Origin of the sequence: Pseudogracilibacillus sp. SE30717A (genome assembly GCF_037071985.1) — a bacterium.
GTDB lineage: Bacteria > Bacillota > Bacilli > Bacillales > Amphibacillaceae > Pseudogracilibacillus.
This window is the reverse complement of sequence record NZ_JAXHDF010000004.1, coordinates 210791-230960: the sequence shown is the minus strand read 5'-3', so window position 1 is coordinate 230960 and position 20170 is coordinate 210791. Positions and strand designations below refer to the sequence as shown.

The following is a 20170-nucleotide window of genomic DNA, read 5'->3' as shown; positions in this document are numbered from 1 at the left end:
TAAAAAGTCTGCTACTTTTAAATTTGACTTAAAAACTTGATTGGGGAAATTTTAATGGTTAACGCACGTGTTAGATATTGGATATTAATTGCGATTGTGGGGATTTCGGGCTTTTCACAAGGAATGCTGCTACCACTTATTGCGATTATATTAGAGCAGGCAGGGGTGAGTTCATCAGTAAATGGGTTACACGCTACTGCACTCTATATTGGTATATTAATTGCTTCACCGTTTATGGAAAAACCGATGCAAAAAGTTGGGTTTAAACCGATTATTTTGATTGGTGGAGTGCTTGTTTTTATTTCGCTTACTCTTTTTCCATTTTGGAAGGCACTCTCGTTCTGGTTTATTTTACGCATGCTGGTTGGAATAGGGGATCAAATGATTCATTTTGGTACACAAACATGGATTACGACAACAGTTTCAGCTGCCTCACGTGGAAGAAGAATTGCATTTTATGGTTTATCATTTGCATTAGGTTTTTCAATTGGGCCTTTAATGACGAGGTTGCTCACTGTTAATGAAGCACTTCCTTTTTTATTATCTGCCTTTTTAAGTTTTCTTGTCTGGGCATTGATGTTCTTCGTTAAAAATGAATGGCCTGATCAAAAAGATACTACGATTCAATCAGTAAGCTCTCTAGGCAGATTTGTAACTACGTTAAAAATTTCGTGGGTGGCAATGTTGCCTGGGTTTGGATATGGATTTTTAGAATCAACATTGAATGGTGTGTTTCCGATTTATGGGTTGAGGATTGGTCATGATGTAGGTATGTTATCATTAATTATTCCTTGTTTTGCATTCGGTAGTGTAATTTTACAGTTCCCTTTAGGAGCGCTAAGTGATCGGTTCGGTAGAAAAAATGTACTCCTTATTTCTCTACTGGCTGGAGTTCTAAGTTTTACTGGAGCAGCTCTTCTTGAGGAATCTGTTTTATCCTTATTTGTATTTTTTACACTTTCGGGCATGTTTGTCGGTTCTCTCTTTTCACTTGGCATGTCTTATATGACGGATCTTTTGCCAACCTCATTACTTCCAGCCGGCAATATCATGTATGGGATTTGTTTCAGTATCGGGAGTATATCCGGACCGTTTCTAGGAGGAATTTTTGTTCAACTGTTCCCAAATGTTTCGTTTTTTTACTTTATTCTCATTGTAATATTTGTGATTTTCGGTGCGCTTTATTTTAAAAAAGATGTTGCATTACAGGAGGGGTAGCACTATTTTCATAGTTGTTATGCAAATTGTGTGGTTAACTCCTCCTCCTTGTAGTTATTTCCGGTTTCTTGTGGTTAATTTAGATTTCTCGAAGTCCGGTATGAACTTTAGTAATAAATGCCTATGTAAATCCTGGAATATATAGTACCTAGCAATCACTTTTCAAAAAGACCTTTATTATCAAGCTTTCTTGTTGTAAAATAAGAGTAATATTTTTGCTGGAAATGCAATAGTTTAAGTAATTTTACATAAGGATTTCTATCCTAAAAGGAGGATACATAGTGAGTATATTAAGAAGATTTAGAGATATAATGGCTAGCAATATTAATGCGTTACTTGACAAAGCGGAAGATCCGGAAAAAATGATTGATCAATATTTACGCAATTTACAACGAGACCTTGGTCAAGTGAAAGCTGAAACAGCATCTATTATGGCAGAAGAACAGCGTGCGAAGCGTGAACTTAATGAATGTAAAGCAGATGTTGAAAAAATGCAAAATTATGCAGTAAAAGCATTAGAAGCAGGAAATGAAGATGATGCGCGTAAATTCTTAGAAAGAAAAGCTACTCTTTCTGAAAAAGAAACGCAGTTGCAAACGTCACTTGATCTTGCTGAAGCAAACAGTGTTCAGATGAGACAGATGCATGACAAACTTGTCGGAGATATAAATGAATTAAATGCAAGAAGAACGATGTTAAAAGGAAAAGCGGCAGTTGCCAAAACGCAAAAACGAATGAATGAAGTTAGTTCAACGGTAACAGGTGCAAATGAATCACTATCTAATTTTGATCGACTAGAAGATAAAATCAACAAATCATTAGACGAAGCAAATGCTTTGCGTGAATTAAACCGTGGCGCCGATGATGATATTAAGGATTTGACGGCAAAATATGAAACGAAAGTCGATGTAGAAGATGAATTAGCAGCTCTTAAAGCGCAAATAAATAACAAAGAAGCAGAATAAGCATAGACATATACCGTAGCTTAGGTTACGGTTTTTTCATTTACAAAAGTATTGCTAATTAAAGGGGTGGATACGTATGTTAATTCAGTATAAATGCCCAAGTTGTGGGGCAGATATGGCGTTTGATAGTGACTCCGGAACGCTTGCTTGTGATAGTTGTGGTCGTCAGGAAAATATCGCAGAGTTTCCTAATGATAATATCGTAAATGAATTTTCAGAAGATGAGGCCCAGGAGTATGAATGTGAGAACTGTGGTGCGGTCGTTATTACAGATCAAGATACAACTGCAACATCCTGTAGTTTTTGTGGTTCGGCAGTCGTTCTTGCAGATCGTCTTAGTGGAAAACTTGCTCCTGGAAAGGTTATTCCTTTTAAAATCAGTAAAGACGAAGCGAGAACAGCGTTTAAAAAATGGTGTAAAAATGGTCGCCTAACCCCAGCTGGATTTATGACTGCAGACCGAATTAAGAATATTACAGGAATGTATATTCCCTTTTGGATTTATGATTTAAATACAAGAGTGAAGGTAGAAGCGAGAGGGAAAAAGGTACGTACATATACTAGGGGTGACTATATCTATACAGAGACAAAACATTATGATGTATACCGTGATATTGATCTCTATCATACCCGGGTTCCGGCGGATGCTTCAGCAAAAATGAATGATGAAATTATGGATAAACTGGAACCATATCATTATCAGGATTTAAAAGAATTTAACCCCCCATATTTAGCCGGTTATCTAGCGGAGAAATATAATTACGATGAGAAAGAATTGTATCCAAGGGTGGAAACGAAAATTTCTCCATTCGTACGGTCATATGTAAATTCAACAATTTCCGGTTATTCATCTGTGGAAGGACGAAATGATCAAATTCAAAATAAAAAGTTAAACAGTACATACGTATTATTTCCGGTTTGGATGGTGTATTATGATTTTGAACGTCAAGAACATACATTTGCGATGAATGGACAGACAGGTAAAGTAGTCGGAAAACCTCCAGTTTCTAAGCAAAAGGCAGCTATTTGGTTCGGTGGAATTGCTGCCTCGTCATTTGTAGTAATGAAACTGGCTTCCTTCCTGATTGGAGGCGTGTTATGGTGAAGAAACAGCTTGGTAAAATATTTATTTTATTTCTAATTGCTTTTATCTTCCTATCCACTTTTTTATCTATGGAAGCACAAGCCGACTCTAGCAAACAACGAGTCTTTGACGAAGCAAATCTATTATCGGATACTGAAATTGAAAAAGTAGAAAAATTAGCTGCAAAATATAGCAATAAACGAAATACAGAGTTTATTATCGTAACAGTTGAAGACTCGGAGAAAGATTTGCAAATCTATATGGATGATTTTTATGATGAGCAATATGGAGAAATGGATGAAAATGTAGTGTTGCTTGGACTAAATATGACGGAACGTGATGTCATACTCTCCAGTTATAGCGACATACGTAGAAAGTTAGATCCCGATCGATTAACAATAATCCGAGAAAAAATTACTCCTTCTCTCTCTAATGGCGATTATTTTAATGCCTTTGAATCATTTATTACGCTTTCCGCAAAATATATGCAGTATCGGGAAGGCGTTAATCCAGCTAATCCACTTTTTAATACATGGGTACAACTGGCTATTGGGGTGGGAATTGCTGCTGCAATTGTGTGGGCGATGGCCAGAAGTGTTGAACCTAGAATGACAACGACATCTACAACATATCGAGATATGGATCGGACAAAAATTCTTGGAAAACGTGACCAATATATCCGTACAACAGTAACAAAGCGTCGTAAACCGAAACAGTCCAGTAGTGGTGGTGGAGGTCGTGGCGGCGGAGGTAGCATCGGTCGCACAAGTGGTGGTACGATGAGAAGTAGCAGTAGAGGGAAATTTTAAAATTCTGAATGAAGCAAGGACATTCAATCTGTGAGATATGTAATTTAATAGATGGAGCGTTTTTTGTCAGAACGTACGAAAAAAGAAGGGAGTATTGCAAATGAGTTTTTTTAGAAGTCAGTTAGCGAATGTCATTGAATGGGATGAGTTCCGAGAAGATATGATTTTTTGGAAATGGCCGAATAATGAAATCAAAAAGGGTAGTAAATTGATTATTCGTCCGGGGCAGGATGCGATATTTTTCAATCATGGAAGAATTGAGGGAATTTTTGAAGAAGCAGGAGATTATGAGGTCGATTCAGATATTATTCCGTTTCTTTCAACATTAAAAGGATATAAATTTGGTTTTGCTAGCGGGATGCGGTGCGAAGTTCTATTTGTAAATACGAAACAATTCACGGTGAAATGGGGAACGAAAGGTGCGATTCATTTGCCGACACCCCAGTTACCTGGTGGGATTCCAGTTCGTGCAAATGGAACATTTAATTTTAAGGTGAATGATTATGTTACTTTGATTGATAGTATTGCTGGAATGCGTGACCGATATTTAGTAGAGGATGTAAAAATTAGAATTACTTCTGTGCTTGATCAGTTATTGATGAAATGGATTGGTAGAGAAGGAAAAGACATGTTCAATTTGCAAAACAATGCGAGTGAAATTGCAGATGGAATTAAAGAAGATTTAGATATGCAAATTATTAATGATGGGATGACGATTACAAATTTCTATATAATGGATTTTAATTATCCGAAAGAAATTAGGGAAATGATTAAAAAATCTGCATCTCATCATATGGTTGGCGATGTAAATAAATATCAGACAATTGAGATGACAGATGGGATTAGTTCTGGAAAAATTAAAGGTGGAAGTACGGCTTCTGATATGACTGGTATGATGATGGGAATGAATGTTGCAAATGAAATGATGCGTAATATGAGAGAGTCCACACAAGCCGGACAACAGCCGTCTAATCAGCAACATACTCAACAAAACCAAACGAATGATGCCTCATCTGAAAATAAAAATATCCCTAATTTTTGTCCGAATTGTGGTACGAAAACTAGTGGAGGAAATTTCTGTAGTAATTGTGGGCATAAATTGGTTTAAAATAAATTTAGAATATAGTGAAGGACGTCAACAAGGTAGGAATTAATTAGATCCCTTGTAAGCGTCCTTTGTTTTTATTAGGTGGATGTTAATCATACTCTACTATATGTTTTTTGTTTTTAGGGGAACGAATAATAGTGAAATATTCCCTGATCTATGAAATGACCTTTCTATAGAGAGTGGGCTACATTTTCCCAGATCGTATGATTGTGTAGATCATAAATAAGAACATTAACGTAGCAATCACAAATCCAAATTCTATGACAGGTAATCTAAATAACAAGGTAGTTTGCCCTAAGATGGAAGCGCCAATAATCAGTCCTCCCATTAAGATGCTAAATGAAAGTAAAATGATACTAAAAGATAATCGATTACTAACTCGATCAAGACGCTTTAAAAAGTTGTGTAGTTCATTCATATTAATATCTAAACGAAGTTTACCTTTTTTAATCGTATTCGTAATCTCTTGTATATCTTTCGGTAATTCAGATAAATATTCAATGTTTTCAATAAGTTGGTCCCATGAATGTTGGGCAATATTTTTAGGGTTGAATCGTTTCAAAAGAAGTCTTTTACCGTAAGGTTCGATAGCCTTCATAATACTGAATGTAGGATCTAATTTTTCTATAATACTTTCGAGGGTTAAAATTACTTTACCAAGTATCGTAATATCCGTTGGTATTTCAATTTTATGTTTGTATGCAATAGTAAACACGTCAATAATCACTTTGCCTAGACTAATTTCTTTAAATGGAACATCATAATATTTTGTCTGTAACATGTCGATGTCCCGTTGAAGCGTGGTCATATTGGTGTCCTCATTCAAAACACCCCATTTTGTAAATGTTTTAATTATTCCATTGGTATCTCCTTTTTGAAGATTTATAATAAGGGAAGTAAAATGATATTTTAAGTCATCACTAAGTCGACCAACCATGCCAAAGTCGAGATAAGCAATTCGATTATTTGGCATTATATAAATATTACCTGAATGAGGATCACCATGGAAGAGCCCTTCCTCAAGTATTTGATGAAGCATTGATTGGGCAATACGTTCAGCAAGAAGGGAGAGATCGTATCCATCTTCCTTAAGCTTATCAAAATGATTTACTTTTATCCCGACAATTCGTTCCATTGTAAGTACTTTATTTGTTGTATAATCCCAATATACGGTAGGAATATGAATGGCTTTTGTTTCTCTAAATTGTTTTGCAATCCTTTCGCTGTTTCGACCTTCCATTCTGTAATTAAGTTCGTTATGTAAGGAGTTTGAAAATTCCTCAATCATCTCTTTTAAGTGGTATGTTTTGGCCCATTCCCATCTAGATTCGATCATATTAGCTAAACTTTGTAAAATGTCCAAGTCGATCTCAATGCTTGGCACAATGTCAGGTCGCTGAACTTTAATTGCTACTTCTTTACCAGATAATAGCTTAGCCACATGTACTTGACCAATTGAAGCGGTGGCTAATGGTGTTGTTTCGAATTCTTTGAATAAATGATCCAAGGAGTCTTTCAATTCGTGTTCAATAATATCTTTTACTATTTCAAAGGGAAATGATTGAACATCATCTTGCAGTTTTTCTAGTTCATCTGCTATCTCATCTGGTATGATGTCGCGACGTGTACTCGCAATTTGTCCAAGTTTAATAAAAGTTGGACCGAGTTTTTGCATAGTCTCTCGGAGTTTTATTCCAATATCTTGTAAGTTCATACTACCTTTTTCAGATGAATTAGTGGAAGAAGGACTATTTATTAATCCAATCCGAAACAAAAAATGACTAAATCCATTTTTTAAAAAAGCATTCATAATTTCTTGATATCGCTGTGTGTGTTTTATCTTTTCTTTCAACATATAAAACAACTCCTCTCATAACCCTGCTAAGCATATTCTTACAGATTCCCTTTTTATCAAAAATCAATCATTACTTATTTCGTTTTTAGGAAATATTAGTATAATGAGAGGAGATATGTACGGGAAATGAGGGAAAAAGAGATGAGATACGGGTATATTGGAATCATATGTTTATTATTAATTTTTTCTTTGGGATGTTCGTCAAAAAATGAAAGAAACGAATATACAGAAAAGATAGGAAAGAATTTAAAAGAACCGCCAAGTTTAACAATTGCTATAGGTGAACAAACAATTCGTACAGTTTCTGGAGGCTTTAGTTGGGAGTATGTTTCTGAAAATGGGGAAACAGTACATACGCAGACTGACATTGCAGCCCCACCTGAATTAGTTGATTTTAATGAAGCAACATCCGTCCATGCTGATGCAGAAGTGGGATTATTATTTGACTATCCACCTAATGAATATTCTGTTAAGGTTTGGGATGATGAAAGAGTGATTGCTACTTACGAAGACATAGATTTGTCATTGTTTAAAGGAAACGTCCTTTATGAACTAGAGGGAAAGTGGGAACAAGGTACAGCAAATTACGTATTTGCTTTATTTATTGATTGACATAATGTTATACATAGAAAAAGTTTTTAGATGGATTGATGGAAGCGATTTAATAATTTAAAGGAGTGTTTTCTTTGAATCATGTTTATCAAGCTGGTACCGTTCCTTCTAGACCGACTTTATTAATGTTACATGGTACTGGTGGGACGGAAAAGGATTTAATCCCATTAACAAAAAAGATTGACCCAGAAGCATCTGTACTAAGTGTGCGCGGCAATGTTTCAGAGAACGGCATGTCTCGTTTTTTTAAGCGCATTTCAGAAGGAGTATTTGATGAAGAAGATCTGATCTTTCGCACAAAAGAACTTTATGAATTTTTAGACCAAGCAGCCGAACAATATCATTTTGAGCGGGATAAGATTGTCGCTATCGGATATTCAAATGGAGCGAACATCGCGGCAAGTTTATTATTTCACTATAAGGATGCATTAAAAGGTGCAATTCTTTATCATCCGATGGTGCCAAGACGAGGGATTGATCTTCCTGATTTAACTAGTAAGCAAGTTTTTATTGGGGCTGGAAAAAATGATCCACTTTGTCCACCTGAGGAATCTACAGAATTATTTTCTTTACTAAAGGCTGCAGGTGCTTCGGTTGAATTGCATTGGGAAAACAGCGGACATTATTTAACAGGCGAAGAATTTGGGGCTTCCCGAAGCTGGTATGAGACTAATTTCTAAATAAACGATCCCTACCTTTGTGTAGGGATTCTTGCTTAACGGTTATCATTCCCTAACTAAGTTCAACGTCTTACTCTCTAGGCCCAGTCCAACTTCTTCATCTATTCTTCAATTCTGATTGAAAGCATGAGTGATTATTTCTCCGTTCAAAAATGAACAGATTTTTCATTACCTATCCTCGTTGCGAGTTTGTGCTGCAATCACGATATCTTCAGCCACTGAATCCAACATTTCAATCATTTTTTCCTCTGTAACATATTCAGGAAGTAAACCGTTTGCTACTTGAACCGCGAGACCTGTATGGAATATATCCATTTTTAATATAATATCTTTTAATTCCTCATCGGTAAATCCGTGTAAATTTGGGTCTTGCTTCATTTGCTTGATGGCAAACTCAAAACTTTCTTCATTGTGCTGCATGTGAGGGTTGTTTTTCATAAATAAATCTCGATATAAAACACTATACTCTCTCGCAAATTTTATCCCGCCGATTCCTATATCGCGGAATGGATGTCCTGAATTTTGTTCTAAAACTAACCGCTTCGCAACCTCATTTGTATGATGAATAACTTCTTGAATAAGTTCATCTACTTCATCAAAATTAACATAGATTGGTGCAATTGAGCTGCCAAGTTGTTTTGCTACTTTTCTTATTGTTATTGCATCTAATCCTTCTTTTCTAGCAATTTCAAAAGCAGCATTTATTATATCTTGTTTAGAAAACTTTTTTCGTGGGGCCATCGCGAATTATTCTCCTTTTTTCTGATATATATCAGTAGATACATATTCTATTTCTAGTTAATACGATTGTCAAATTTGAAAAAAATAGTTTACAAACAAAAGTATACCATTTATAATAAATCTATTGATATATATCAAGTGATATACAAAAGGAGAATATGATGAAAAAATTTAAAAGGTTTTGGTTGTTAGTTGTTTTTGTATTATTTATGAATACGAATTCTACAGTAAGTGCGCTTGAACAGAAGGATATGGAGAAAACGATTGATGAATTTATAGAAGAAAAAGTTAACAAAGGAAACATTCCAAATGCAGCGGTTAGTATTGTTTATGATGGAGAAATAATTTTTGAAAAAGGATATGGGTTTGCAGATATAGAATCGGAGATTCCTGTAGATCCCGAAACTTCTCTTTTTAGAATTGGTTCCATTTCTAAATTAATGACATGGACGGCTGTCATGCAATTAGTGGAACAAGGAAAATTAGATTTGGATACGGATGTAAATGAATACATAGATTTTAATATCCCATTATATGGCTCAACTCCAATAACGCTTCGCCATTTATTAACACATACGCCTGGATTTGAAGATTATTCAACCGAAATATTTACATTAAAAGAAAATAATTTGCCCCCACTTACTGAGTATGTTCGTGAATCATTGCCTGAACGTATATTTCCAGCAGGTGAAGTACTTGCCTATTCGAATTATGGAACGGCGCTTGCTGGGTATATTGTGGAACAAGTAAGTGGAATGCCTTATGCAACATATATAGAAGAGAATATTTATAAAAAGTTAGCAATGAATAATAGTACGTTTGACCAGCCTTTACCACAATCATTATCTGAGTATTCAGTAACTCCTTATCGCTTTGTAGATGGAAAATTTAGAGAAGCTGATTTTGAATTTCTCCCTGTACCAGCTGGGGCAATGAGCAGTTCTGCATCAGATATGGCTCACTTTATGATAGCTTATCTTCAAAATGGATACTTTAAAGATGAAAAGATCCTCGAAGAAAAAACGGTTCAAGAAATGTTCAACCAGCAATTCACTCATCACCCCGCTTTGGATGGAATGGCTTTAGGATTTATAGAAGGAACATTTAACGAAAAAAAGGTCTTGTTTCATCATGGAGGCACAATGATGTTTAACTCCTCTCTTTATTTGTTACCAGAGGAGGGTGTAGGAATTTTTATGTCTTATAGTGGTGGAAACCACTTAGTGCATAATGAAGTTTTTCAAGGGTTTATGGATCAGTATTTTCCTATGGAAGAAGAAGTGTTTGCTCCGTCGGAAGAGGGAACAAATGGTAGTTCCGAAAAATTTGCAGGTGAATACCATCAAAACAGGAGAAGTTTAACAACTGTGGATAAATTTATTAGTTTAGTAACAGGAATCATTCAGGTGGAAACGGATAAAGATGGGTATCTATATGCTACACATGCTGGAGAAACGAATCAGTTTTATGAAATTGAGCCAGGAGTTTTTAAGAATAAACGAACGGAGCGCACTCCGGATGCTTACGGAAATTTTAAAACTATTGTTTTTGAGAAGGATAAAAATGGAAATATGATGTTAATGACAGATGGTCCAATGACTTATGCAAAAGCACCTTGGTATGCTAGTAGTGGGTTTACATTTGTAGCGCTTGCTTTAAGTATATTATTGCTAATTGGAACACTTTTAAGTTGGACAATTGTTGCTGTGATTCGAATTCTTCGGAAAAAACAAAAAGAAAAAGACAAAATTACTAAGTCAGCAAAGTTATTAGCAATTGGATATGGAGCACTTAGCCTTCTCTTTTTTGGAAGTATTGCGATAAATGGTGAGATTGATCCAGTTTATCAAATGCCCAAAGATGCTTTCAGTGAATTACCTGAATGGAGTATAATTTTTGATTTTATTCCATACTTAATCATTGCGTTTAGTATTGCATTAACAGTGTTTACAATTATCATTTGGAAAAGAAGATCGTGGCGAGTTTTTGGTCGAATTCATTACTCACTTTATACGAGTACAACATTGTTTTTTGTTTGGTTATTTAGTTACTGGAATCTTTTCTAAGAAAAACTTCTTTTTCCGTTTGTGCGTATAAAAAGGGTGAAATACGAACGTTGAAAAATTAATAGGAAATTAGACGTCAGTCAATCATACGGGGAATGAATAAAAGAAAGGTGCGTTAGTTACTGCGCTTAAATATACATACTCTGAATGAATACGCTTAAGACGAGTTCTTCGCTAGGAAGAATTCGTCTTTTTTATAGAAATGAAAATGTGATAAGACCCTAATAGAATTACTCCGCTTTTAGTACCCCATACATAATAAGACAAACTCCTAAAAGAATGAAAACAAATTTTTGAATGGAGATCTTATCAGCAATTCCAAACAAACCGACAATTGTCGTGAGAATGAAAATAAATGGACCAATTAAAGCCAAGGAACTATTAATAATAATTGCTTTTTCTAGGTCATTAAAGTGAAACATTAAATAAGCCGCAAAAACTTCAATAGAACCTGACAAAACACGGAAAAAAATCATTACAAAAAGAGCCTTTTCTAAGAAAAATAACATGTGAGGTCCTCCTAGTTATTTCTTCTATATACATATGCGTAAAAATGGACAAGTAAGACTAAACATTATCTTTTATAAAACTAGAAATTGCATGAAATTTATGTGAATAGGCAAACTAATAGTGTTTTGAAGAACGAACGATGAAGGGAGAAAGCGCAATGAAGGCTGTCACATATCAAGGAAAACAAAGATTAATCGTTAAAAAAGTAGATTATCCTAAGATTCAAGATTCAGAGGACATTATTGTGAAAATTACATCGACTGCAATTTGTGGATCAGATTTACATTTATATTTAGGGAACTTTCCACTACCAATTGATTACATTATTGGGCATGAGCCGATGGGGATAGTAGAAGAAGTTGGAAAGGACGTAACCCGTGTTAAAAAAGGAGACCGGGTCGTAATTCCGTTTACTGTCGCATGTGGAAGTTGTTTTTATTGTGACAACCAAATGCAAAGTCAATGTGACAATTCAAACCCACACTACGACACGGGAGGATATTTCGGATACTCTGAGAAGTTTGGGGATTTTCCCGGAGGCCAAGCTGAGTATTTACGTGTTCCATTTGGTAATTATACTCCGTTTGTTGTACCAGATGATTGTGAACTTGATGATGAACATTTATTGTTTTTATCAGATGTTTTACCAACAGCATATTGGAGTGTGGAGCATGCAGAGGTAAAGGCAGGAGATACGGTTATTGTGCTTGGTTGTGGCCCGATAGGTCTAATGGTACAAAAATTTGCTTGGCAAAAAGGGGCGGAACGTGTAATTGCTATTGATTATATTGATTATAGATTGAATCATGCCCGAAAAGTGAATAAAACAGAGGTATTTGATTTTACACAAGATAAAGATATGGGAGAAACGTTAAAGGAATTAACGAAAGGCGGGGCAGATGTTGTGATTGATTGTGTCGGGATGGACGGAAAAAAATCTCCACTTGAATTTGTAGAACAAAAATTAAAACTTCAAGGTGGAACCCTTGGTCCAATTCAAATAGCGACAAAAGCAATAAGGAAGTGCGGAATCCTTCAGTTGACAGGGGTTTATGGCGGACTTTATAATATGTTTCCTCTCGGTCCATTTTTTTCAAGAAATATTACGGTTAAAATGGGGCAGGCTCCTGCAAGGGCGTATATGAAAACCCTGTACAATAAAATTGTAAAAGGGGAAATTGATCCGACAGACATCATAACGCACGAACTTCCATTAGTAGAAGCGGAACATGCATATGACATTTTCCATAATAAAAAAGAAAATTGTATAAAAGTTGTGTTAAAACCATAACGTGATGTAGAAAAACTGAATCAAAATGAGGCTAAAGCCTTTTGTCAAGATCCTTCACTCTAGTATACTTAAAATTACTTAAGCAAACATTTCTAGTGGAGGTGACATAAATGGAAGTATTTGCTGCTCTTATACCTATGGTAATTATTTTTGGAATTTATATAGTTATCTTAGGTCTTTGCGCTTGGGTAGTGATCCTATTTTACAAAAAACAAAAAGAACGTAATGAAATTTTAAGTAAAATTGCAGCTGAATTAAAAGCACAGCGTATCGATAGAAAAGTGGAATAAGAGCTATACTCCACACCGGGTACTTTGCATTTATTCGATAAAATTATTACTTTTATAGCATTTGATTGATTTCGATTGGTAGGTTTCTTCCTCTGGGCTAAGTTATGATTTATCATCTGTTATAATGGATTTAATATTTATTCCGGAGGTTTTGAAAAATGTATGAATTAAAAACGAAAGAAACCGATAATAGTATTATTGAATTTATAGAAAATGTTCCAAGTATTAAGAAACGAGAAGATGCTTACAAACTTTTAGATATTTTTACAGAGGTGACAGGTTACGAAGCTAAATTATGGGGACCAAGTATTATTGGATTTGGCAAGTATCATTATAAATATAAATCCGGTCATGAAGGTAATGCACCTCTCGTGGGCTTCTCACCGAGAAAAGCTAAAATAAGTCTATACTTTGCAACATATCCAGAACGAGATAGAGAACTTGAAAAATTCGGTAAACACAGTTCAGGTAAGGCTTGTGTCTATGTTAATAAACTTGAGGATATCGATATAGAGATCTTGAAAGAAATGATTAAACATTCCATAACATTTTTACAAAAACTTTATCCTGAGCAAGAAAAATAAAACGAACCCTGTATTTAATGCAGTGCAAGAAACGAGTGAAAGTGCTGCAAAATGATGAAACGGTTGGGATATAAGTTAGAAAGAGTTATTTAAACATGTATGATTCAAATTATAATAGTCGCTATAGAAATATACTCCGCTTTCACCACTGGCATAAGAGCGACATCTATTCAAGCCGCACTATCGCTTGCTTTCACAGTGTCTCCTTTACCGCCAGCGCTGACAAGCCCCCTGCCCCGGCAAGGGGTATGCAGACGTTGCCCGCAAAGGGCGGTTTTAGTCTGTAATCTTTCGATATTTGTCGCCTTTCAGTGTCTTATCGAGGCTTTTCATCTGGCAGGAGTCTCCGTATATTTCTTTCGCTAACTTGAAAAATTATTTGTGTTTCATATCTACTATTTTGTATTGTCCCAACCTCTTTCTCATTATTATTACTGTCTGTTGGCAACTAGAGGGTAACTTTTCCTTCAGTTTCTTGAGGACTCGAATTAAAAAATTCGTCTCTTAAAATAGAATAGAGGGTGATATCCCAGTGCCTGCCTTTCTTGAAAACTCCTTTACGAATCGTTCCTTCTAAGGACATTCCGCACTTTTCCATCACACGTTGCGAACCGACATTTTCTTTATAACATTTTGCTTCAACACGGATAAGATTCATGTTATTAAATCCGAACGAAATGATTTTTTGTGCTGCTTCTGTTGTAATCCCTTTTCCCCAATAAGCTGGAGCAATAACATACCCAATTTCTGCTAGACGGTCTTCCGGAATCCAGCGCACAAAATCGATCGTCCCAATTAATTTATTATCTTGCTTATGATGTATTCCCCATGGTGCTACATCATAATTTGTATATTGATGGAGAGCAAAGTTAATATAATCCATCGTATCATCCAGTGTTTGATGTGAATTCCAAAAGAGATATTTCGTTACTACAGGATCCGACGCATAAGAAAAAATATCTGGTGCATCTTCTTTTGTGAGCTTTCTTAGAAAGAGTCTATTTGTTTCAAGATTAGGCAGTTCTTTATAAATTTCTTCTACTTTCACATAATCCCCACCTTTAAATAGTTATTCCTATATTACATCATTTCACAAATTATGGAAGGTGTTTTTAACTTTTTAGTAAATTGATTTTACTAAGTAATGAATGTATCATAATTGATAGAAAAGTTTGTCGACTAGAGGAGTTGTCGGAGGATGTTTGATGAAAAATCAAAGGAATTATTGCAAGGCTTACGAGTTTTAGAGTTAGGGACATTAATTGCAGGGCCGTTTGCGGGAAGAATATTTTCTGATTTTGGAGCGGAGGTTATAAAGGTTGAGACACCGAAATCGGGAGATCCAATTAGGCAATGGCGTATGATGCATGAAGATACATCTTTATGGTGGTATGTACAAGCGAGAAATAAAAAATCGATTACGCTAAATTTAAAGGCCGAAGAAGGACAACACATAATTAAGGAACTTGCAAAAGAAACAGATATTATAATTGAAAATTTTCGTCCAGGAAAACTAGAAGAATGGGGGATCGGCTATAAAGATTTAAAAGCGATTAACCCTAAGATAATTATGGTGCGTATTTCTGGTTATGGACAAGATGGACCCTATAGTAAGAAACCGGGATTTGGAAGTGTTGGAGAATCTATTGGCGGAATTCGGTATTTGACAGGATATCCAGATCGGCCGCCAACTCGAGTTGGTATTAGTTTAGGAGATTCGTTGGCTTCATTATATGCTGTTATCAGTTCCATGATGGCAATTTATAATCGGGATGTAGTAGGAACGAATGAAGGACAGTATATTGACGTAGCACTTTACGAAGCTGTTTTCAGTTTAATGGAAAGTATGGTTCCTGAATATGATTATTATAAATTTATCCGTGAACGCTCAGGAAGTTCACTCCCAGGAATTGTTCCGTCGAATACGTATAAATGTAAAGATGGAAAATATATTGTTATTGGCGGAAATGGGGACAGTATTTTTAAGCGATTAATGAAAGCGATCGGCCGTGAAGACGTTGGCGAAGATTCTAATTTTTCCTCAAATGACTTACGAGCAAAACAAGCGGACTTTTTAGACGGTATTATTACAGAATGGACGTTAAAACATCCAATGAAAGGAGCACAAGAAATATTAGATCGTTATGACGTACCGAATGGGCCAATATACAGTATTGAAGACATTATGCAAGATGTTCATTATCAGGCACGTGAAATGATAGAAGAAGTAGAAGTAGAGAATTTAGGCAAACTGAAGATGCCTGGAATTATTCCTAAGTTTTCAGAAACACCTGGAAAAATTAAATGGCCTGGACCAAAGTTGGGTGAGCACAACGATGAAGTTTATAAAGAACTATTGGGCTTTTCAGAAGAAAAGATTGCAGCGCTAAAAAATAAAGAAATTATTTAATTGGGAGGGATAACGGATGAGTTTTATCCATATTCAAGAAGTCATCCCTCGAGATGGTTTCCAAATAGAGAGAAATTTTGTGCCTACTGACAAGAAAATTAACCTAATAAATGAGTTGAGTGATTGCGGCTTATCTAAGATCGAAGTTACATCGTTTGTTTCACCTAAAGCAGTACCTAATTTAAAGGATGCAGAAGAAGTGGTTACATCGATAAAAAGGAATCCTGACGTCACCAATGTAGCATTGATTGCAAATGTAAGAGGGGCCGAGCGGGCAATTGCTGCCCATATTGATGAGATCAATCTCGTTATGTCAGCAAGTGCAACACATAATAAGAAAAATGTAAACAGGACACATGAAGAATCACTTGCTGGATTTAACGAAATAATGAGCAGGGTCCATGGTACTGGAATTAAGGTAAACGGTTCAGTAGCAACAAGTTTTGGATGTCCATTTGAGGGAGAAATAGCGGAAAATGCTGTGCAACATTTTATAGATAAATATATTTCAATGGGGATGGACAGCATTACATTAGCAGATACAACAGGAATGGCGAATCCTGTACAAGTTAAACGGCTTGTCGAAAAAGTCATTGATCAAATTGGAGATGTACCATTAACTCTTCATTTTCATAATACAAGGGGAATGGGGTTAGCAAATGTTGTTGCTGCGATTGAAGCAGGAGCAACCCGATTTGATTCATCATTAGGCGGAATTGGCGGCTGTCCATTTGCACCTGGAGCAACAGGGAATCTTTGTACAGAGGACCTTGTCCATATGTTGCATGAAATGGGCTTAGAGACGAAAGTAAACCTTGATAAATTAATTGAATTATCGAAAGGCTTACCTGAACTCTTAGGAAGAAATGATATACCAGGGCAAATTGTGAAAGCTGGTAAAGTAACTGATCTGCATAAAACATAAAAATTCTATGAATATTTTATGTACTTTCCTTGCGTAATCATTGAACAGGCAGGTCAATGATTACTTTTGGGATAGTTTAATATTTGAGTAAAAAGTAATTACTGTTTAATTGTTGTTTTGGCGGTATTTCAACTGGTTAAATTGTTTCTGCAATTGATCAATTTCAAGTTGCATTTGCTTTAATTCTTGGTTTTGTTTATTGGAATCTTGCTGCTCGTTTGCCATTTGTAAAAGCTGGAGCTCAATGGATGCCGATACTGTTTGCAATGCATCTCCAAATGTAGATAATGCCGAACCTATTAAGGCTAGTTTAGCCGCTAAAACTTCAAGATTTTTTACTTCTTGATTTGAATCATCTTGTTTACTTTCCCTGCTATCCATTTTCATTACTCCTTTTAATTAGATAATGAAATATGTAACTTTCGTAGGGGGCAGATGGTATTTGGTGAAGCAGGATGTACGAATGAATGCTTATCATTATTTTTATAAGATTGACTGAATTCATATTTACCCTTCTTTATCAATGTATTATGGAGATTATCAAAATGAATCTTGTCTTAGAGTAAATAATGGGAAAACAGGTGTGTAAAAGGAGGAATAAATATTGGTTCGCTGGGTTATTTTTTCTGGAGTGGCCTCAGGATTGTTTCTAGGATTGTTCTTTAAAGGGATCGAAATGACTAGCGGTATAAAATTATATACATTGTTATTAAATATTGACTTTTTAACTGAAAGAGTATTCCCAGAGTTGATTGAATTTATTTTTCATTGCTTCGTATCCATTATTCTAGTAGCAGTAGTATTTTTTGTAGTAAAAAGAAAAAAATGGAGAAATATTCAAATTATCTATTTTACTACTGGCATAAACCTGCTTATTGGTGGAATGATTTATCCAATCACCATATTATCAGATCGAACACCAGAATTAACATCTTTTATAGCTATAATTTTATGGTTGATTGGGCATGGACTATATGGGTTTATCTTAGGAGTATTTTTTATCTTTTACAGAAAGAAAACATTAGTTAATGTTTAATGCCTTCTTTTTGCTCTTGCGTCGGTTTTTAAAAGCTATCCAACTCGTTTTTAAGGATGAATATAATCCGACAGCTGCAGCACTATAAAAACCACCCATGAAAATACCTGCCCACAAGTTATGAGGATGACCATAAAAAATGGAAATGCTAAAGCCGAAAATAGATGCTATTGTTGGAAAGTATTGTCTAGGTATAGGGAAAAACTTAAATAATTGTGTTAATATAACGATTAAAGGAACGGCAATGAGACCATCCCAAATATTTGTATGAATTACTGGGAATTCCACCTAAATCATCCTTTCAGTAGCTAATTATTATTATTATTTCCTGGAATTGTTTTATTTATTAACCATTCATATTATGTGTGAAAGAATTCAATTTTTTTAACTTTAAGGTTTACTCGAATGAAATTACTAGTGAGAATGGATACTAGGATCTAAGAAAAGCGTGGGTAAACTCATTTATAGTAGAGCGTAAGGATTTAGTGAAGGACGTAGGAAATTACTGACAGACTACTTTAGATCGATACCTTTCAATACTTCATTTAAATGAAGTATTAATTATAAATACGATCAGGATGAATGGATTATAATCGTATTAGAAATTTATTAAGTGAATAAAAATAAAACAAAGCCCTTTATAAATATAGGGCCTCATTGCATGACATTTAGCTTTTATGTGAAAAAAGTAATTCTCCATCTAACTTTTCATATTTATTCCACGTAACAAGCATAATCACTCCAGTTATAACGAGAAGTGCACTCGTTACGAAAAAGACAGATGAAAAACCGAAATAACCTGCAAGAACACCTCCGAGTACTGGTCCGATTATATTACCGAGAAATCGCAGGCTCGTATTATAGCCAAGTACTTCTCCTTGCATGGAGAGTGGTGCTTCTTGACGGATATAAGCAATTCGAGTCGGGACTATCCCACCAATCGCTATACCTAGTAAGAAACGCAATAGGACAAGCTGCCAAATATTTGTTACAAAAGCTCCAGGAAAATAGACGATACCTGCCATAAATAAGAGAACAATCAATATTTTAATATGGCCGATTTTATCACCATAAATTCCCCAGCGTCTTGCGAATAATAAATTACCGAGTCCTGCAGCTGAAAAAGCAAGCCCAGAAAAGAAGGCAATACTAGTAAGTCCATGGATCTCAGCTACATATAAAGACAGTATCGGCTGTATACTGAAATGTGCTATTTGCACTAATGTTGAAGTTAGCATAACGATGAGCAATACTGGATGCTGAATAATATGCATCATCACTTCTTTACTTGAATATATCTTTTTCTCTACCATATTTGTCACGGTCATTTTCATTTCCTTAATGCCGAATTTTACAATAAAGGCAGAAATAAAAATAGTGACAGATACCCATTTAAACGTTGCACTATAGCCAAATGTGTCGGCTAAAATGCCACCCAATAAAGGACCCATTAAGGTACCGGTAACACTTCCAGTCTGTAGTGTACCTAGTACCTTCCCTGCCATTTCTTTAGGAGTTTGGGTTGAGATAAGAGCTTGTGACATTGGGATAAATCCGGTAAATATACCCGTCACTAATCGCAATAAAAAAAGCTGCCATACCGTTGTGGCAAACCCCATTAATAATACAGAAACCGCAAGAGCAGAAGCTGACATAATTAAAATGTTTTTTCTACCATATTTATCCCCGATTCGTCCCCAAATCGGCGAAAATATAAAAGCAGATACAAATGTAACTGCAAAAATCCAACCTGACCAGCTTTTCACATATGCTGGCGAAAAGTTTCCAAGGGACTCAATATAAAGTGAGATAAAAGGTAGTACCATTGTCATGCTTCCAGCAATGAAAAAGTTCGCAAACCACATAATGACGACATTTCGCTTAACAAGTGATTTTTGATAACTAATTCTATAACACGCTTCTTTCTATCATATTCTTTAACTCTATTATACTTAAAAATGGAAGATAACGACATTTATCTGCTCG

The 20170-nt window shown here is 35.4% G+C and carries 21 protein-coding genes; 14 read left to right on the top strand and 7 right to left on the bottom strand.

The genetic code is table 11. From position 1 onward, the window contains the following. Window positions 1–54 precede the first annotated feature (54 nt). The 5 genes from SPD48_RS08115 to SPD48_RS08095 all read left to right on the top strand — a co-directional run bounded on the left by SPD48_RS08115 (window position 55) and on the right by SPD48_RS08095 (window position 5184). A complete protein-coding gene (locus SPD48_RS08115) occupies window positions 55–1218 on the top strand; it encodes an MFS transporter (RefSeq protein ID WP_336257589.1) in 1164 nt (387 codons plus the stop codon). A gap of 281 nt (window positions 1219–1499) precedes the next feature. After that, window positions 1500–2183, top strand: a complete 684-nt coding sequence (locus SPD48_RS08110; RefSeq protein ID WP_336257588.1) for a PspA/IM30 family protein — start codon at window positions 1500–1502, stop codon at window positions 2181–2183. A gap of 76 nt (window positions 2184–2259) precedes the next feature. Beyond that, window positions 2260–3288 carry a TFIIB-type zinc ribbon-containing protein gene (locus SPD48_RS08105; protein WP_336257587.1) on the top strand — a complete coding sequence of 343 codons (1029 nt, stop codon included), beginning with the start codon at window positions 2260–2262 and terminating at the stop codon, window positions 3286–3288. Next, window positions 3282–4076 (top strand): TPM domain-containing protein, encoded by a 795-nt coding sequence (locus SPD48_RS08100; protein WP_336257586.1) that lies wholly within the window; start codon window positions 3282–3284, stop codon window positions 4074–4076. The genes SPD48_RS08105 and SPD48_RS08100 overlap by 7 nt, the downstream gene beginning before the upstream one ends. 100 nt (window positions 4077–4176) lie before the next feature. Further along, window positions 4177–5184: an SPFH domain-containing protein gene (locus SPD48_RS08095; protein WP_336257585.1), complete on the top strand. Its 1008-nt coding sequence runs from the start codon at window positions 4177–4179 to the stop codon at window positions 5182–5184. Between the two features lie 184 nt (window positions 5185–5368). Here the strand turns inward: SPD48_RS08095 and SPD48_RS08090 are convergent, their stop codons facing one another. Next, a complete protein-coding gene (locus SPD48_RS08090; protein WP_336257584.1) occupies window positions 5369–7039 on the bottom strand; it encodes an ABC1 kinase family protein in 1671 nt (556 codons plus the stop codon). Window positions 7040–7180: 141 nt separating this feature from the next. Between SPD48_RS08090 and SPD48_RS08085 the strand changes: the two genes are divergently transcribed. After that, window positions 7181–7651 carry a hypothetical protein gene (locus SPD48_RS08085; protein ID WP_336257583.1) on the top strand — a complete coding sequence of 157 codons (471 nt, stop codon included), beginning with the start codon at window positions 7181–7183 and terminating at the stop codon, window positions 7649–7651. A gap of 74 nt (window positions 7652–7725) precedes the next feature. Then, a complete protein-coding gene (locus tag SPD48_RS08080) occupies window positions 7726–8331 on the top strand; it encodes an alpha/beta hydrolase (RefSeq protein ID WP_336257582.1) in 606 nt (201 codons plus the stop codon). Between the two features lie 168 nt (window positions 8332–8499). On the opposite strand, the gene SPD48_RS08075 is transcribed toward SPD48_RS08080, so the two are convergent. Then, a complete protein-coding gene (locus SPD48_RS08075; RefSeq protein ID WP_336257581.1) occupies window positions 8500–9072 on the bottom strand; it encodes a TetR/AcrR family transcriptional regulator in 573 nt (190 codons plus the stop codon). Window positions 9073–9233: 161 nt separating this feature from the next. Between SPD48_RS08075 and SPD48_RS08070 the strand changes: the two genes are divergently transcribed. Then, window positions 9234–11138, top strand: coding sequence for a serine hydrolase domain-containing protein (locus SPD48_RS08070; protein ID WP_336257580.1), 1905 nt, complete (start codon window positions 9234–9236; stop codon window positions 11136–11138). Window positions 11139–11368: 230 nt separating this feature from the next. On the opposite strand, the gene SPD48_RS08065 is transcribed toward SPD48_RS08070, so the two are convergent. Then, the gene (locus SPD48_RS08065) at window positions 11369–11647 is read right to left on the bottom strand and encodes a YqhV family protein (protein WP_336257579.1); all 279 of its coding nucleotides are present in this window, start codon (window positions 11645–11647) and stop codon (window positions 11369–11371) included. Between the two features lie 158 nt (window positions 11648–11805). On the opposite strand from SPD48_RS08065, the gene SPD48_RS08060 reads away from it, so the two are divergent. The 3 genes from SPD48_RS08060 to SPD48_RS08050 all read left to right on the top strand — a co-directional run bounded on the left by SPD48_RS08060 (window position 11806) and on the right by SPD48_RS08050 (window position 13813). Next, complete coding sequence (locus tag SPD48_RS08060; protein ID WP_336257578.1) at window positions 11806–12939, top strand: zinc-dependent alcohol dehydrogenase; 1134 nt, start codon at window positions 11806–11808, stop codon at window positions 12937–12939. A gap of 110 nt (window positions 12940–13049) precedes the next feature. Continuing rightward, window positions 13050–13229 (top strand): hypothetical protein, encoded by a 180-nt coding sequence (locus tag SPD48_RS08055; RefSeq protein WP_336257577.1) that lies wholly within the window; start codon window positions 13050–13052, stop codon window positions 13227–13229. Between the two features lie 158 nt (window positions 13230–13387). Beyond that, a complete protein-coding gene (locus SPD48_RS08050) occupies window positions 13388–13813 on the top strand; it encodes a DUF1801 domain-containing protein (RefSeq protein ID WP_336257576.1) in 426 nt (141 codons plus the stop codon). 448 nt (window positions 13814–14261) lie between these two features. Here the strand turns inward: SPD48_RS08050 and SPD48_RS08045 are convergent, their stop codons facing one another. After that, the gene (locus tag SPD48_RS08045; RefSeq protein WP_336257575.1) at window positions 14262–14861 is read right to left on the bottom strand and encodes a GNAT family N-acetyltransferase; all 600 of its coding nucleotides are present in this window, start codon (window positions 14859–14861) and stop codon (window positions 14262–14264) included. 150 nt (window positions 14862–15011) lie between these two features. Between SPD48_RS08045 and SPD48_RS08040 the strand changes: the two genes are divergently transcribed. Continuing rightward, a complete protein-coding gene (locus SPD48_RS08040) occupies window positions 15012–16223 on the top strand; it encodes a CaiB/BaiF CoA transferase family protein (RefSeq protein ID WP_336257574.1) in 1212 nt (403 codons plus the stop codon). Between the two features lie 16 nt (window positions 16224–16239). After that, window positions 16240–17148, top strand: coding sequence for a hydroxymethylglutaryl-CoA lyase (locus SPD48_RS08035; protein ID WP_336257573.1), 909 nt, complete (start codon window positions 16240–16242; stop codon window positions 17146–17148). 105 nt (window positions 17149–17253) lie between these two features. Here the strand turns inward: SPD48_RS08035 and SPD48_RS08030 are convergent, their stop codons facing one another. Next, the gene (locus SPD48_RS08030; RefSeq protein WP_336257572.1) at window positions 17254–17529 is read right to left on the bottom strand and encodes a translation initiation factor 2; all 276 of its coding nucleotides are present in this window, start codon (window positions 17527–17529) and stop codon (window positions 17254–17256) included. Window positions 17530–17752: 223 nt separating this feature from the next. Here SPD48_RS08030 and SPD48_RS08025 point away from each other — a divergent pair, with 223 nt between their 5' ends. After that, the gene (locus SPD48_RS08025; protein WP_336257571.1) at window positions 17753–18184 is read left to right on the top strand and encodes a hypothetical protein; all 432 of its coding nucleotides are present in this window, start codon (window positions 17753–17755) and stop codon (window positions 18182–18184) included. On the opposite strand, the gene SPD48_RS08020 is transcribed toward SPD48_RS08025, so the two are convergent. Further along, a complete protein-coding gene (locus tag SPD48_RS08020) occupies window positions 18170–18472 on the bottom strand; it encodes a hypothetical protein (RefSeq protein ID WP_336257570.1) in 303 nt (100 codons plus the stop codon). The two genes, SPD48_RS08025 and SPD48_RS08020, sit on opposite strands and share 15 nt — an antisense overlap. Window positions 18473–18852: 380 nt before the next feature. After that, on the bottom strand, window positions 18853–20049 hold the full coding sequence (locus tag SPD48_RS08015) for an MFS transporter (RefSeq protein WP_336257569.1): 1197 nt from the start codon (window positions 20047–20049) through the stop codon (window positions 18853–18855). Between the last annotated feature and the right edge of the window lie 121 nt (window positions 20050–20170).

Excerpts from the sequence above, each read along its gene's own strand:
- SPD48_RS08115 (WP_336257589.1), top strand. The coding sequence starts at position 55 with ATGGTTAACGCACGTGTTAGATATTGGATATTAATTGCGATTGTGGGG.
- SPD48_RS08105 (WP_336257587.1), top strand. The coding sequence starts at position 2,260 with ATGTTAATTCAGTATAAATGCCCAAGTTGTGGGGCAGATATGGCGTTT.
- SPD48_RS08100 (WP_336257586.1), top strand. The coding sequence starts at position 3,282 with ATGGTGAAGAAACAGCTTGGTAAAATATTTATTTTATTTCTAATTGCT.
- SPD48_RS08095 (WP_336257585.1), top strand. The coding sequence starts at position 4,177 with ATGAGTTTTTTTAGAAGTCAGTTAGCGAATGTCATTGAATGGGATGAG.
- SPD48_RS08090 (WP_336257584.1), bottom strand. The coding sequence starts at position 7,039 with ATGTTGAAAGAAAAGATAAAACACACACAGCGATATCAAGAAATTATG.
- SPD48_RS08085 (WP_336257583.1), top strand. The coding sequence starts at position 7,181 with ATGAGATACGGGTATATTGGAATCATATGTTTATTATTAATTTTTTCT.
- SPD48_RS08075 (WP_336257581.1), bottom strand. The coding sequence starts at position 9,072 with ATGGCCCCACGAAAAAAGTTTTCTAAACAAGATATAATAAATGCTGCT.
- SPD48_RS08070 (WP_336257580.1), top strand. The coding sequence starts at position 9,234 with ATGAAAAAATTTAAAAGGTTTTGGTTGTTAGTTGTTTTTGTATTATTT.
- SPD48_RS08065 (WP_336257579.1), bottom strand. The coding sequence starts at position 11,647 with ATGTTATTTTTCTTAGAAAAGGCTCTTTTTGTAATGATTTTTTTCCGT.
- SPD48_RS08060 (WP_336257578.1), top strand. The coding sequence starts at position 11,806 with ATGAAGGCTGTCACATATCAAGGAAAACAAAGATTAATCGTTAAAAAA.
- SPD48_RS08055 (WP_336257577.1), top strand. The coding sequence starts at position 13,050 with ATGGAAGTATTTGCTGCTCTTATACCTATGGTAATTATTTTTGGAATT.
- SPD48_RS08050 (WP_336257576.1), top strand. The coding sequence starts at position 13,388 with ATGTATGAATTAAAAACGAAAGAAACCGATAATAGTATTATTGAATTT.
- SPD48_RS08040 (WP_336257574.1), top strand. The coding sequence starts at position 15,012 with ATGTTTGATGAAAAATCAAAGGAATTATTGCAAGGCTTACGAGTTTTA.
- SPD48_RS08035 (WP_336257573.1), top strand. The coding sequence starts at position 16,240 with ATGAGTTTTATCCATATTCAAGAAGTCATCCCTCGAGATGGTTTCCAA.
- SPD48_RS08030 (WP_336257572.1), bottom strand. The coding sequence starts at position 17,529 with ATGGATAGCAGGGAAAGTAAACAAGATGATTCAAATCAAGAAGTAAAA.
- SPD48_RS08015 (WP_336257569.1), bottom strand. The coding sequence starts at position 20,049 with ATGTGGTTTGCGAACTTTTTCATTGCTGGAAGCATGACAATGGTACTA.